Origin of the sequence: Sulfurimonas sp. ST-25 (genome assembly GCF_048079205.1) — a bacterium.
In the GTDB taxonomy this organism is placed as follows: Bacteria; Campylobacterota; Campylobacteria; order Campylobacterales; family Sulfurimonadaceae; genus Thiomicrolovo; species Thiomicrolovo sulfuroxydans.
In genome coordinates this window covers 473,247-487,242 of record NZ_CP182225.1, presented here as the reverse complement: position 1 = coordinate 487,242, position 13,996 = coordinate 473,247, and the positions used below count along the sequence as shown (strand labels likewise).

At 53.3% G+C, this 13,996-nt stretch carries 16 protein-coding genes and 1 tRNA gene; 9 read left to right on the top strand and 8 right to left on the bottom strand.

Annotated elements, in window-relative coordinates; all coding sequences use genetic code 11:
• Positions 1-43 precede the first annotated feature (43 nt).
• The 4 genes from ACM66T_RS02450 (at position 44) to ACM66T_RS02435 (ending at position 3,007) form a co-directional block, all read left to right on the top strand.
• Positions 44-1,039 (top strand): AAA family ATPase, encoded by a 996-nt coding sequence (locus tag ACM66T_RS02450; protein ID WP_416768738.1) that lies wholly within the window; start codon positions 44-46, stop codon positions 1,037-1,039.
• A 164-nt stretch (positions 1,040-1,203) separates the two neighbouring features.
• Entirely contained in the window at positions 1,204-2,376 is a 1,173-nt protein-coding gene (locus tag ACM66T_RS02445) for a VWA-like domain-containing protein (RefSeq protein WP_416768737.1), read from the top strand.
• 111 nt (positions 2,377-2,487) lie between these two features.
• Positions 2,488-2,802 (top strand): F0F1 ATP synthase subunit C, encoded by a 315-nt coding sequence (locus ACM66T_RS02440; protein ID WP_231020210.1) that lies wholly within the window; start codon positions 2,488-2,490, stop codon positions 2,800-2,802.
• Between the two features lie 119 nt (positions 2,803-2,921).
• Positions 2,922-3,007: transfer RNA gene (locus ACM66T_RS02435), tRNA-Leu, on the top strand.
• A gap of 89 nt (positions 3,008-3,096) precedes the next feature.
• On the opposite strand, the gene ACM66T_RS02430 is transcribed toward ACM66T_RS02435, so the two are convergent.
• The 4 genes from ACM66T_RS02430 to ACM66T_RS02415 form a co-directional block, all read right to left on the bottom strand.
• On the bottom strand, positions 3,097-4,146 hold the full coding sequence (locus tag ACM66T_RS02430) for a replication endonuclease (RefSeq protein WP_231020209.1): 1,050 nt from the start codon (positions 4,144-4,146) through the stop codon (positions 3,097-3,099).
• Between the two features lie 2 nt (positions 4,147-4,148).
• The gene (locus tag ACM66T_RS02425; RefSeq protein WP_231020208.1) at positions 4,149-4,373 is read right to left on the bottom strand and encodes a hypothetical protein; all 225 of its coding nucleotides are present in this window, start codon (positions 4,371-4,373) and stop codon (positions 4,149-4,151) included.
• 203 nt (positions 4,374-4,576) lie between these two features.
• Positions 4,577-4,843, bottom strand: coding sequence for a hypothetical protein (locus ACM66T_RS02420; RefSeq protein WP_231020207.1), 267 nt, complete (start codon positions 4,841-4,843; stop codon positions 4,577-4,579).
• On the bottom strand, positions 4,840-5,202 hold the full coding sequence (locus ACM66T_RS02415) for a hypothetical protein (protein ID WP_231020206.1): 363 nt from the start codon (positions 5,200-5,202) through the stop codon (positions 4,840-4,842). Before ACM66T_RS02415 ends, ACM66T_RS02420 begins: the two co-directional genes overlap by 4 nt.
• Positions 5,203-5,515: 313 nt before the next feature.
• Here ACM66T_RS02415 and ACM66T_RS02410 point away from each other — a divergent pair, with 313 nt between their 5' ends.
• From ACM66T_RS02410 to ACM66T_RS02395, 4 genes are all read left to right on the top strand, one after another.
• The gene (locus ACM66T_RS02410) at positions 5,516-8,281 is read left to right on the top strand and encodes a MopE-related protein (RefSeq protein WP_231020205.1); all 2,766 of its coding nucleotides are present in this window, start codon (positions 5,516-5,518) and stop codon (positions 8,279-8,281) included.
• A gap of 448 nt (positions 8,282-8,729) precedes the next feature.
• A complete protein-coding gene (locus ACM66T_RS02405) occupies positions 8,730-8,942 on the top strand; it encodes a DUF3892 domain-containing protein (protein WP_231020204.1) in 213 nt (70 codons plus the stop codon).
• A 1,241-nt stretch (positions 8,943-10,183) separates the two neighbouring features.
• On the top strand, positions 10,184-10,417 hold the full coding sequence (locus ACM66T_RS02400; RefSeq protein ID WP_231020203.1) for a hypothetical protein: 234 nt from the start codon (positions 10,184-10,186) through the stop codon (positions 10,415-10,417).
• A gap of 8 nt (positions 10,418-10,425) precedes the next feature.
• Entirely contained in the window at positions 10,426-10,647 is a 222-nt protein-coding gene (locus ACM66T_RS02395; RefSeq protein ID WP_231020202.1) for a hypothetical protein, read from the top strand.
• Positions 10,648-10,651: 4 nt separating this feature from the next.
• Here ACM66T_RS02395 and ACM66T_RS02390 read toward each other — a convergent pair whose 3' ends face one another.
• Complete coding sequence (locus ACM66T_RS02390; RefSeq protein ID WP_231020201.1) at positions 10,652-11,041, bottom strand: PaaI family thioesterase; 390 nt, start codon at positions 11,039-11,041, stop codon at positions 10,652-10,654.
• Positions 11,042-11,188: 147 nt separating this feature from the next.
• Between ACM66T_RS02390 and ACM66T_RS02385 the strand changes: the two genes are divergently transcribed.
• Positions 11,189-11,782 carry an outer membrane beta-barrel protein gene (locus ACM66T_RS02385; protein WP_231020200.1) on the top strand — a complete coding sequence of 198 codons (594 nt, stop codon included), beginning with the start codon at positions 11,189-11,191 and terminating at the stop codon, positions 11,780-11,782.
• A 33-nt stretch (positions 11,783-11,815) separates the two neighbouring features.
• On the opposite strand, the gene ACM66T_RS02380 is transcribed toward ACM66T_RS02385, so the two are convergent.
• The 3 genes from ACM66T_RS02380 to ACM66T_RS02370 all read right to left on the bottom strand — a co-directional run bounded on the left by ACM66T_RS02380 (position 11,816) and on the right by ACM66T_RS02370 (position 13,985).
• Positions 11,816-12,547 carry a C39 family peptidase gene (locus ACM66T_RS02380; RefSeq protein WP_231020199.1) on the bottom strand — a complete coding sequence of 244 codons (732 nt, stop codon included), beginning with the start codon at positions 12,545-12,547 and terminating at the stop codon, positions 11,816-11,818.
• Positions 12,547-13,476: a hypothetical protein gene (locus ACM66T_RS02375; RefSeq protein ID WP_231020198.1), complete on the bottom strand. Its 930-nt coding sequence runs from the start codon at positions 13,474-13,476 to the stop codon at positions 12,547-12,549. Before ACM66T_RS02375 ends, ACM66T_RS02380 begins: the two co-directional genes overlap by 1 nt.
• Positions 13,477-13,580: 104 nt before the next feature.
• Complete coding sequence (locus tag ACM66T_RS02370) at positions 13,581-13,985, bottom strand: hypothetical protein (RefSeq protein WP_231020197.1); 405 nt, start codon at positions 13,983-13,985, stop codon at positions 13,581-13,583.
• Positions 13,986-13,996 lie beyond the last annotated feature (11 nt).

Here is a 13,996-nt window from a genome sequence, read left to right as displayed (position 1 = left end):
TCAAATCCCTTCTGAAATTCACGCAGGGGAATTGGAGGTGCCCTTGAGAAGCCAAGAGATTACGGAAACCCTCGGAGCGCTGATTGATCAGAAGCTGCCGACCTTTTTGTGGGGGGCGCCGGGAATCGGCAAATCCTCCGTCGTCAAACAGATCGCTGACGCCAAGGGCATCGGCTTTATCGACCTGCGCCTCTCCCTGATGGACCCGACCGACCTCAAGGGGATCCCCTTCTACGAGAACCAGGCGCACCAGGCCGTCTGGGCGCCGCCCTCTTTTCTGCCCCGGGAGGGGAGCGGCATCCTCTTCCTCGACGAGCTCAACACCGCTGCCCCCTCCGTTCAGGCCTCGGCCTACCAGCTCATCCTCGACCGCAAGGTCGGCGAGTATGAACTGCCCGAGGGGTGGGCCATCGTCGCGGCGGGCAACCGCGAGAACGACCGGGGTGTCGTCTACCGCATGCCGCTGCCCCTGGCCAACCGCTTTATCCACCTGGAGATGGACGTCAACGTCGACGACTGGCGACGCTGGGCCTACGGGCACGGCATCGACGAACGCATCATCGGCTACATCACCGCCAACAACGACGCCCTCTTCGGTTTCGACCCCGCCAGTGATACCAAAAGCTTCCCCACCCCGCGCAGCTGGGAGTTCGTCCACGGGGTTCTCGCTTCGGGCATGCGCGATCAGCTCGCTCTCAACGCCATTGCCGGGGCCGTCGGCGAGGAGCGCGCCGTCGCTTTCACGGCCTTTGCCAAGGTGATGCACCTCCTGCCCGACACCGACGCCGTCTTGCGCGGGGAGTCGCGCGAGGTCCCCGAGGATCTCAGCGCCCTTTACGCCCTCGCCTCCGCCCTCGTCTCCAAGGTGCTCAAAGCCTCCGACGACAGCGTACTGACCCGTCTGCTCGACTATACCCACCTGCTCCCCCCGGAGTTCGCCGTCCTCATCGTCCAGGACCTCCAGAAAAACGGCGTCATGATGGACCACCTCGACGCCTACGGCAACTGGGTCGGCAAGTTCGCCTTCCTTCTAGAGTAAACAAGAAAAAGGGAACAGCATGGAACGCGCACGTAATAAAAAAAGCCGAACATTCGAGCAACACTTTTCATGCGCGGCAGCCGAATTATCCTTTTTTCTTCCCGGTTCGGCTTCTTTTTTGGATAAGCAAAAAAGAAGGGGAACAACCCCTCAGGCTCTAACCCATGTCTGAAAAAACAGCCCTGGAAAAACTGGGCAAAGCCAAAGCCCGCCTCCTGCTGAACTCCCCCTACTTCGGCACCCTCGCCAGCCGCCTGGAGCTGGACACCAGCGAGGACATCCCGGGCTTTCTCAGCAACGGCCTCCGCCTGGAGTACAACCCCGACTACGTCGAAGGCCTCGATGACGGGGAGTGCGAATTCATGCTCGCCAACGGGGCGATGCACGCGGCGCTTGTTCACGAGCGGCGCCAGAACGGGCGGATGAGCTGGCTGTGGCAGCTGGCCACCGACCACGCCATCAACACCATGCTCGTACAGAACAACTTCGCCCTGCCCCCGCAGGTCAACTACGACCCCCGTTTCGAGGGGATGTACGCCGAGGCTATTTATGCCCAGCTCAAAGACGAGATCAAGAACGAGGAGTACAGCGACGACGAGAGCAACGATACCGGCTTCAACGAGAACAACCAGCGCAAGCGCGACGAGCTGAAAAACGCCGAAGGCGACCACGACCCGGACAAACTGCGGCCGCAGATGGAGGTGGAGAACAGCGTGGACGAGTCGTTGTTCGAGCATTTTGAAAAGGCCGTCCGCGAGATGCTGGAGCAGCAGGGCGACACCCCGCTGGGGCTGGAGCGCTTTTTCGTCCCCGCGAAGCAGAGCGTCGTGGACTGGCGCAGCGAGCTTTTTCACGCCCTCTCCCGCCACCTCAAAAGCGACTACCGCATGCTCCCGCCCTCCAAGAAGCTGCTCTACAACCACATCTACCTCCCCTCGTCCACCTCGGAGACCCTCGACATCGTTATTGCCATCGACAGCTCCGGGTCCGTCGACGAGGAGCTGCTGGGGCGCTTCATCGCCGAGGTCGAGTCGCTCCTGGAGACCTTCGCCGACTACCGCATCGAACTGCTCGTATGCGACGCCAAGGTGCAGTCGCACCGCCAGTTCTACCCCGGCGAGCCGCTGCGCTTCGAGCTCAAAGGTGGGGGCGGCACGGACTTCCGCCCCGTTTTCGAATGGACGGAGCGCTACGCCCCGATGGCCCCGCTGCTGCTCTACTTCACCGACTGCGACGGCCGTTTCCCGGACAAAGAACCCCTCATCGACACCGTCTGGATCACCCCCGAGACGCAGAGCGAAGTCCCCTTCGGCAAAACCATCGTTCTCAATATATAGGCAACAAAGCGCCTCTTAAGCGTGCAATATCTATAATTCGCCCGCAAAGTAACAAGTAGGGATACGCAAGCCGAACGGACTTTGACACAAAAAAATTTATTGGAGAACTCCATGAAAAAGATTCTTTTTCTGATGGTTGCTTTCGCCGGTGCTGCTTTCGCAGCTGACGCTGACGTTGCAAACCAGACACTCAAAGCTTACTCTATGATCGCTGCAGGCGTTGGCCTCGGTCTCGCTGCTCTTGGTGGCGCTATCGGTATGGGTCACACTGCTGCTGCGACTATCGCAGGTACTGCTCGCAACCCGGGTCTGGGTGGTAAGCTCATGACAACAATGTTCATCGCCCTCGCGATGATCGAAGCTCAGGTCATCTATACACTCGTTATTGCCCTGATCGCTCTGTACGCTAACCCGTACCTCGGCTAATCAGCCGAAAAACCCGCGAAGGCTTCGGCCTTCGTTTTTTTTGACAGCTTGATAAATTTTAAGCTGTTTATAACATTTTCGCCAGTATAATTCTGGTCTTTTAAAACTTACTGTTAAACGCGACCGTGGTGGAATTGGTAGACACGCTATCTTGAGGGGGTAGTGCCAACTTGGTGTGCGAGTTCAAATCTCGCCGGTCGCACCATCTAAACTCTTAAACTCCCTAAAATACGAACCTCCAGAAGATTTATCGACAACCCTTGAAAATCTCTTTACACCTTCACTCAATCATATTCATGCAGCTAATCCATTGATGGTGTGCAGCGTGAAATTTTCGTCACGCATAAAGAGCAGCTCTTCGCCGTGCCAGATTTCCTGTATCTTGTCGTCGCCGACATAACAAAGGACTTTCAACTCTTTACGTTTCCGTACCTGTGTAAGAGCATAGAGGCTATAGTGATTGTGCAGCATCCTGTAAAGGTACATCGGGGCGGTGGATCGGCTGGAGCAGAAGCGGTTAATACGGTTCTTGATATACCATGCATTGAGGTATTCGTCCTCTTTCGTGCGCTGCTCTTTCGACATTGGAAGGGTCTTGTTTATATACTTCATTATGTAGCTGGCAGCATTTCGAATGTCCTTCACGAACCTGTTTCCCTTGGGGTTAAAGAGACGATAAAAAGCTTTTTCGACGCGTGCGATCCCGTCGGCAGGAATGAAAAGCAGAATGTGTGTGTGGGGTGTACCGTCCTTGTGCGGTTCGTTGACGCGATAGTACATGCGCTGCGACTTGGTCAGCTCCTTGAGGGAGCGGTCGTGCCGGAGCTTGGCAAACATCTTTGTAAGCACCTTTACCGCCTCTTTGGGCGTGATACCGTTGTGCTTGGGATTCGGTACCAAATCCCCAGATTTACCCTGCTTCATAGCATGGAACTCCGAAGGAAGCGTGATCGTCAGAAAGACCGGGGTTAAGCCCGATTCAGTGGCCTCTTTCTCCAGAGTGTTGATACGGTTCTGAATCTCGCCATGATAGCGTTTAGGGTTGTGATTCGAAGAGACAATGCACTCTTTCAGACTGAACGTCTGACCGCTGTGATTGTCGGTAACGTAGCTGTAGTTTAAAAAGTTGTCTTGCTTCCGAATCTTCTGTCGCACGTCGTGCAGATCCCCTTCGCTCAATCCGTACATTCGGACAATGTCCACAACTTTTTTATAACTAGTCAAGGGCGCCCCGCAGCACAGCTGCCGAACGCTCGGCTCATGCCCGCTTTGCGACGCCGCGTAATGCCGCGGCTTACTATTGCGGGCCAAGCCTTCATTCGTGTCTTGCGATACCTGGAGCATAGTCAATCCTTGTTATGCTCATCACTGCAGACAGCTTCGAGTGTTGCCTCAACACGGTTCAGATCATCTTTAATGTTCGAAGCGAACAAGTAAAGCCCGAATGATGCATCATTTGACACATCATCCATACTGATGCTAGATACCAAAGAAAGTTTAGCCTTTGCTTCATGCAAAACATCGACAAGCTCTTCTAATAAGCTCTTTTGAACTACTACTGTATCATTCATTGTTTCTTTCCTTAACTGGTTGAGGAACGCCGTAGGGAGCTCTTGTCTTGCCGGACGGCTCTCTATGCGCTCATACTGTTAAACACTTCAAAAGCACAATCAGTAAAAATACCATGTGTTCCAGTTCCAGTGTCATCCTACCGCCCTCGTTTCACTCGGTTGCTTCCCCGTTACGTTTGCTTCGCAACTTTCGCAACGTGGCTCTACTTCACATAGAAATTGACCGAGGTCTTTGAAACAAAATCACATTTCAACTGTACAGGCTTTCCGATCTGCCCTTCAAACTCTTTGACACGATCATCCGGGATGCTGATATCTTTCATTTCCTGTTTAACCTGTCCGTTCATTAACTCCGATTCGACGAGCAACTGCAACTTGTATTTACCAGGTGTGGTTTCGCCACTATCTTTATCGTAGTAATCCGGGGCTTTGTAAACTGTCAGTGCTTTGCCTTCAATAATTACTTTCATATGTACCTCTTCAAGCTATTAGCCAAGTTCAAAACTTTCGAATGAGCATCCTCTATGTTCCTAAGTCTATTAGCATCATCAGGATCCATATCATGCAACAAGTCATGCTGACAGCTATAAATATCATGCTCAAGTGAAAGTGCTTCACTTTTCAATTCTGCATAAATTCCTTGTAAAAGCTGCTCGTAATCATCATCAAGCCCCAATTCAATAAATGCCGAAATAAGTGCATTCATAGAAACAGATTGTTGTTCTGAATAATCCTGCAAACGCTCTTTCAAACTTTTAGGAATCTTCAAACTGATTCCAACTTTTTCTTCATCTTGTCCTCTTGCAATAAGAGTGGCTTTTCTTCTCATCGTTACTCCTTTGAATGAGATTGAATAATGATATCACTAAACAATCTCTATGTCAACTATTTTATCTTAATCTCTAATATAAATATCCATGGTGTAATTTTTCAAATCTCGCCGGTCGCACCATCTTCTTACTTTATTCACAAAAACATTCCAAACTGACTTCAAACTCTGAAACAAAAGCCCATCGCTTATTTCTTCCAATTGCAATGCTGCCGTCTTTGTTACTGCTCCCACTCTTTCCTGCAATATTTTTATACGTTTCTAAGAGGGATAGTTTAATAATAAAATTATTGCTCTGACAAAGGATGGCATGATGAACCGGATGGGAATGCTCTTACCCGCCTTTACGGCGTTGATCTTTTTGACTGCGTGTGGCGGTGGCGGCGGGGGCAGCAGTACCCCGACGGTCTCCGGCCAGTTTGTTGACGCCCCCGTGCAGGGGCTTTCCTATGCCTGTTCTTCCGGTACGGCGGGTACGACCGATGCCGGCGGCGGATATACCTGCCCCGACGGCGACACCGTCACCTTCTCCGTCGGCGCCGTCACTATCGGTACCGTCACGGCCGAGAGCGGCCCGGTCGCTCCCTACAGCTTCTTCCCTGCAGACACCGCTGCCGCCGTCAACCTGGCACGGCTGCTGCAGTCGCTTGACGGAGACGGCGACCCGAACAACGGGCTCATCGATCTCAACAGCACTTTGATCGCCGCTCTCCCTGCGGGGACGGATTTCAGTTCCCCGACTTTTGCTGCGGACGTCGAAACGGCGCTGGGGATAACGCTGGTCGGGGCGGTCGAAGCGATGCACACGCTGAGCGAAGGGATGCTTGACGCAGGCATGACCGTCCCGCTCAAGGCGATCGCCGTTCCCGAAAGCGGTTCGGACATTGAGGTCAACGACACCATCGCCGTCGTTTTCACCCGGAGCATGGATACGGGCAGCCTTCTGCTCACCGGCACGATGAGCCCCCAGAGCAACGGCGGGACCTGGAGCACGGACGTTCATGCCAATGACCGCCTGACCTTTTCGGCTAAAACCTTCTGGTCGGAAGGCACCCAGACCCTCGTCATCGACGTGAACGACACCGGCAATAATGCGCTGAGTCAGCTCTCGCTCTCCTACACCGTGATGGCCCCCGCCGATGCCGATGCGGACGGCTACCCCTTTACGACCGACTGCAACGACACCAACCCCAACGTCAACCCGGGCGCGCCGGAAATCATAGGGAACGGTATCGACGACAACTGCAACGGCATGATCGATGAAGTCGAAATCTGCGACGGTATCGACAATGACGGCGACAACCTGGTCGACATGGACGACCCGGACCTCATCGCACCGCTTTGTGAGATGCAGGAGGGGGTCTGCAGCGGTGCAAGGAAAATCTGCGGCGGCGCTTCCGGCTGGCTCCCCTGTGACGACGCCGTTTACCTTGCGCATGATCCCAACTATAACAGCTCCCTGGACCCATGTGACAGTCTTGACAATGACTGCGACGGCGCTACGGATGAGAACGGGGCAGTCTCCTGTGACGACGGCTACGCCTGTACGACAGATGTCTGTACCGCCGGGACGTGTGCCAATACGCCCAACGACACCGTCTGCGACGACGGCAACCCGTGTACCTCCCCGTACTGTGACCCGTCAACAGGCTTCTGCGATACCGCCGGCTGCAATATGTACTATCTCGTCGCCGGCACGGCCTGCGACGACCAGGACCCGCTGACGGTGGACGATGTCTGCGACGGCGCCGGCGTCTGCAGCGGTACCCCTTCTCCCGATACGGACAGCGACGGGGTCTCGGATGCCGCGGAAGCCCTCAACGGGACGGACCCCAACGACCCCGATACGGACAATGACGGTCTCAATGACGGCCAGGAGCTTACCGCCAATACCGATGCCCTCGATGCCGACACCGATGATGACGGCATCTCCGACGGCAACGAGGTCGCCTACACACTCGACCCGCTGGACAATGACAGTGACAACGACGGCCTCAACGACGGCCTCGAGATCGGCCTGACTTCGGGCGTTGCAGGCGGTACCAGCGACGGTGCGGCAGCCGTCTCCTACAGCGGGACGGACCTCGCATTCTGGCAGCCGGATACCGACCCCGGGACACATACCGACCCCCTCGACCCGGACAGCGACAATGACGGCCTCTGCGACGGATCTGCGACGGTCTGTGCAGGCGGCGAAGATCTCGATACGAACGGCGCCGTCGGCGCTTCCGAGACGAACCCCGCCGATGCCGATACCGATGACGACGCCCTCGCCGACGGCAGCGACCCGCACCCGCTGACGCAGGACAGCTCCTCGGCAATGAAAATAGCGGGCGGTACCAGCGACGGCGCCTACGCACCCCTGCGCATCGCCTACCTTGGGACGACCTGTACCGACACGGACAGTGACGGCTACTGTGCATCGCTCAGCGACTGCGACGACGCAAACGCCGCGGTCCACCCCGGGGCGACGGAGATCTGGTACGACGGCATCGATCAGAACTGTGACAGCATGAACGATTACGACCAGGACGGCGACACTTATGTCGCTTCAGCTTATAACGCCAACGCCGGCGGTTCCGCTCCCTTTACCGATGACTGCAATGACAACGATGCGTCTATCCATCCCGGCGCGACAGACACAGCCGGGAACGATCTCGATGAGAACTGCAACGACTTCGTAGTCTGTTTCGTGGATGCTGACCACGACACGTATGGTTCCTTTACCTCCGAGGAAGCCTACCCTGCTGCGGGCGGTGTCAGCCTTACTCCAGGCGCCTGCGGCAGCAGCGCCGTTGACGGCTATGCGGACAACGGCATGGACTGCAATGACGCCGTGGCATCAATCAACCCGGGTTCGACGGAAACGGTAGACGACGGCATCGACAGCAACTGCGACGGCCGCGAACTCTGCTACAAGGATGCCGACAACGACGGCTACCGTCCGGATAGTACAAGTACCGTCCTCTCTACAGACCTGGACTGCGTCGACTACGGCGAAGCAACCCCGGCCGATCCAACCGGGGACTGCGACGACAATGACCCCCTTGTCTACCCGGGCAACGGCTGTCCAATATGACAGAGCCGTTGCATCGAGAAAAAACAAGCGATGCATCCCAAGAAGCCTCTTCTTGGGTAGACACCTTCACTCCCAAAAACAAAACTCTTCTATAAATCGATACTTTCAACTAAAAGGCCTGAATGATTTGCTCATTCCAAATGTTAGATCAATGAGATGAATTGCATGGCGAGCAGAAAGGCGTTTGCACTATATTTTCAAAAGTAGTATGATTTTTTTGAGCGGCACGAGAGCTCAAAAATGTACTGTAGAATTTTGTAATGAACGGATAGCTAGTCGTAATAGCACACCGTTCAAAAAAACAAACCAGCAAATGTGGTAGTAAATGCTGTTACAACACAATTGTATGCTGATTTATTAAATCAAAGCTGAAAGTAAATGTAAGCAGAGAATGACAGCATGCGATATAGCATCCTAGCACGTAAGCCGGTGATTTAAAGGATCAAACATGGCACGCAAACGTGTATCTGTTACTTCAGAAGACAAGAATGGACGTAATGAGTCATTTCATGACAATTACAATGGCAAAGATATGACAAGAGATGAATTCTGTCGAGAAATTAAGAGTGGGAATTATCCCGGATACCATGTGGCAAATATGAATGGGAAAAAGACTCCCAAGAGTAATCCAGATGGGAAAAAGGGAAATAACTTAGGATAGCACGAGTTTTTACTCGTGCTGTTCACACTATAGTTTTCAAAAATGTATTTTCTAAATAATGGTAGTTTTATACCGATCACTATATAAATCCTACGGTATATATTTTTCAAACCTCACCGGTCGCAACCACTAAGCAGAAACTTCCCACAAAAACTTCCAAACTAGAAATTTTTCAATAAATTTACAATTTCAGCAAAACAGACCACTATCGTTTATTTCCAAAACTACTCCCAACTGGAAAGTGCATCAACGTTAAGGATACAGGCAACAAATTATTTTGATCTTCTCAATAATGCGAACTGCTTCAAACCCCTGCATTGCGAGACTTTCCCAACATTCTTGATATGAACCTACTAAGATGAGCACTCTCAGACTCTTGTAAATAATAAATATTCTCCATTATTAAAGATCTGTAAAGCTTGCTCCGAATGTCTAAAAAGTTAGGTCACAGAATGAAAACAAAGCGCGGGAAATATAACGTTCTTGAATAATTTATGCACGCCACATTTTGGGTCATTGATATGAATGTACTTGACTACATGGTGAGTAGAAATAGTATGTGCACTGAATTTTGAAAGCCGGTATGATTTTTGGAACGGCAACGCTTCCGTTTCGGAATGAAGTAGCATTGTAGGTGTGATTAGAGTGCCACTGCGAATGGCACTCCGGTCAGAATCAAAACCAGGATAAGTGGTTTTAGACTATAACGCAAAACATATTTTAGTCTGTGCCTTTAAAATTAGGGCTGAAAATCTAAGATTACCCTAATAAACAGACTAATATGTCACGTCTCACCACTTATGCTGACAGCATAAGGACCAAGATATGGCAGCTAAATACTATGTAAGCAAAGAAGCAGGGAATTCAGGTGAACACGCAGTTCATAAAGAGGGTTGCACACAGTTACCGAGTGAGAGAATTTTCCTTGGCGGCTTTTCACACTGTCTGAATGCGCTTGAGGCAGCAAAAGTATTCTACCCGGCCGTAGATGGATGCGACTACTGCTCACCGATGTGCAGCAGATAGTCATCACTCCTATGTCGGACCGATCCTAGGCATTGGGTCCGTCATGCAGGGTCTGTTTTTGCAGATCCCGCCGCTCAACCTATCCAAGCAAAAACTTCCTCCGAAAAACCAATGTCCATCTCTTCAGCATGGTGCTAAATAGTGCGCAATAATTCCGTCCGCAAGAGAGGGGCTTGCATATATAATTGTTTTAATGCCAACACAGAGGAGCGAGTATGCAACTGCTTGAGGACAGCTACGGCAACGTCATCGCCGTCAAAAACATCTCGGGGGTCACCGGGATCTACGAAAATGAGAACTACGTCGCAAACAGCAACAAGATGGATGAGAAGCTCTACTACTTCAAGATCATCGCGGGGATAGTGTGGACGAGGTATTACACGACGATGGCCGAGGCCGAAACCTACAGAAACGCCGTTATCGAGGCGATGCAGAACACCCCGGACTGAAGCGACGCATGGAATACGACATCATCGACGATAAAATCCACATTTATAAAAACGCGGCGCGCACGACCACCTACGTCTACTGGCCCGAAGAGCTGATCAAGATCGTCGAAGCGCAGGAGGCGGGGCTAAGGAACATTGTGCTCCCCGATTTCGCCGAGATCCTGGCCGAGGTGCTCGACGAACGCCCCGAGTGCTTCACGTGCCACTACAACTCGGACCTCGTTATGTAACATTTTAGGGCTGCTGCGGCTCTTCCATGATGGCGTAGGTGCCCGTGGCGAAGGCGACGAGCTTGCCTTCGTCGTGCAGCTCGATGGTAACGAAGGCCGTCTTGCGCCCCTGTCTTTTCACGGCGGCCGAGGCCAGCAGGTGCTTGCCCGAGGCGGGTTTGAGGTAGTTGATCTTTATCTCCATCGTGACGGCCGTAAACCCTTCGTCCAGGTTGGAGACGGCGGCGTACCAGCCGGTGTTGTCCATCAGCGTCGAGATGACCCCGCCGTGTACGAAACCCAGGTGCTGCAGGTGGTGCGGCTGGACATGAAGTTCCACCTCCGCCTCGCCCGCCTCGGCACGCTTCAGTGTCGCGCCGGTGTGTTCCAGAAAAGGGAATTTGATGGCTTGCATTGCGCCTCCTTTTTTTGGAGAGATTGTAACGCTGTAGCGTAGCAAAACCGTAGCAGCGACGCCACCGTTTCATTTCCATCCATGGCTTGTTTACTGTAAACTATGAATAATAATAGATGCAATTAAACCATTCACAAAGGAATTATGATGCGTAAGTCTCTCCTGTTGACACCGCTGCTGCTGGGTGCCCTCTCCGCCAACGCCTGGGCGCAGCGGGCCGATCTCTATTTCGGTTTGAACCTCTTCGGCAGCGAAAACAAATTTGACTTCGAAGCCGGCGGCTATCATGAAAGACCGTCGATAGGGAGCAAGGGGTTCGAGCTGAAGTTCGGGGCCGTGCTTTACAACGGCTGGCGGCTGCAGGGGTATCTGTTGGGGGAGAAATTCGACGAGCCGCTCTTTGACGACACCAATGACGAACTCTACGAGCTCGGGCTGGATATCATGAAAACCTTTGATACCTATTCCGACCTCTTCCCCTTTGTCCAGGCGGGGATCGGCAGCGGATCGATGCAGCTTGACAGCTACTACTATCCCCACGACGACAGCATCGGCGAGGTCAGTCTCAAAGTCGGTATGGGGTTGATCTTTCGCATCGCCCCGCAGCTGGAGCTGATGGGGGGTGTCGATTTTCAGTGGCGTACGTGGCAGGACGTCGAGTATTACTACCCCGTCTACAACAAGCTGTCGACGGACGACTCCTCCGTCCGCTACTACGGCGGGATCAACTTCCTCTTTTAACCGTGCATGCGCTCCCGCGTATGCCGCAGGCCGCTAGTGGTCGATCCTGTTCTCGATGTACTGGTAGAGGTAGTCGGTGGATTCGGGAACGGTCATAAAGCTCCTGTCGGGCTGGACCTTCTCTTTGTCCAGCGGGATAAAGGCCAGTACCCTGCCCGGGTGTTTGAGGTCATCGCGCTGGTAGAACATCTCGAGAAACTTCGCCATTTTCACCTTCATGTTCCCAAACGACGGGTCGGCCAGGTAGACAAAGTCGCCCTGGATCCCTTTGAAAACGGTAAAGTGTTCGAAGCGTCGGATCTTGACGTAGACGATGACCGGGATGCGCAGTTTGCGCAGCGCGTCGATATCCATCGCGACACCTACTCCCCGGAAACCGATGGTCTGCCCGTAGTCGGCGAGGTCCGCGAAGGAGAGCGCGAAGTCGCTCTTTTCCAGTTTATGGGCGTCGCTGCCGACCCCTTTCATGTCCAGCACCGATCGCACGATCCCGTTTTCGGTGACGTTCTGATCGTAGAAGAAGTTCATGATCGTCGCCATCGACGCCGCCCCGCATGAGAAGTCGTAGCGCTGGCGCACCACCCCCTTCTCTTTCAGCTCGCTCCAGCTCTTCACCGGAACCCGTACCGTATACTCCCGCTCGATGATCGGCATGGCGGTTTTTACTTCCTCTTTTCCGGCAGGTCCGCCGAGGGCGGCCTCGGCCGATGTTGCCGCCGTGAGCAGCACGAGTGCCGGCAAGAGTGCCTGAAGTGCCCGTTTCATCAGAACCGCTTTGAGAAGATGAGATTGATCGTATTCTGGCTATAAGTGGCCGTTTCGTTGTTGCTGGCGTCCAGGGAGATGATGTTCCCCCTCGAGATCTCGTAGCTCACACCGATGTTGTACCCAATGGACGACTCCGCGATCGTTTCCACTTTGCCGTTATAGCGCTGTTCCGTCTGGTAGCGGTAGGTGATCCCCCAGCTGAGGTTGGTGTAGGGGTTGACCGCAAAATAGACCTGCGGCGAGATCGCCAGAATGTCCGGGCGGTCGTTCGTGTCACCCTTGTAGTCCTCTTCCAGGCTCCACTGGTATTGCGCTTTGAAGACGAAGACGACCGGGTCTACCGTATAGTAGGAGAGCGCGTAGGCGTTGAACGATTCAAAGGTCTTGTCCTGCTTCGACGTCCCGATGACGTTGCCATCCACATCGCGGTCGGTAAAGGTCAGGCGGCCGATGACGTTGGTCGATATCCCCACCAGCAGCGAAGGATAAACCCCTTCATCCTTGACCCTAAATGTCGCCCCGATACCGGCGTGGTCGAAATCCGTATCCGCCTGGTTGGCAATCGCAGCGCCGAGCTGCACGCGGCTGGAAGTATTATGCCCGTTGGCATACATCACCAGTTCGAGCCAATCGGTCACACCGTATTTAAGGTTCAGCGATGCAACGACGACATCCTGGTCGAGCACCTGCTCACCCGCGTAGGCCGGAATATAAATGAATGAGAGCAGTGTCGACACCGGCACGACCGTACTCATGGCCGTCTTTTGATCGATATTGGAATACGCGAGCGAGATGTCGGCGTTGAACGCATTTTTCTTTGAAAGGAGCTCTTCCACTTTCAGCGGGGTCTGCCCGTCTGCATACAGCAGCGATGAGCACATTGTCGCCGCACTTAAAAAGCTTAATAATGCTTTTTTGTTGAACATAAATAACCTTTGTGTAATTTCATCATGATTTTAGGGGGATTCAACTTAAAAAGTAAAAGCAGAAAAGGGGTGTGCGCAGGAAAATGCCTGCACACTTATGGAACTTACAGTGAAGAGACGACTGCACCGACGAGTGCCGGGAGTCCGGAGTCAATTGTAAGCGGGTCTCTACCGGTATCAATGCTCAGCAGTCCACCGACGTTAATGCCCAGGTCAGCTGAAATCGGGAATGCCGCATCCAGTGCCGCAGGAACGAGTCCAAGCAGCGCGCCGAGGTTAAGGCTTGCGAGCAGGTCAGTGAGGATCGGACCGGCAATCGGGATCGCGCCGAGCGCGCCAAGTGCTTCAAGGAGTTGACCTTCTGTCTGTGCCATTTCTGCACCACTCATTGTTACAACATTGACACTTTCCTGACCGAACATAAACTGAGCATCTGTCGTACCGAAGTCTGCAGCGCTCACGCCCGTAATCATTCCTGCAATAGCAACACTTGCCAACACTTTTTTCATCTTGTTCTCCT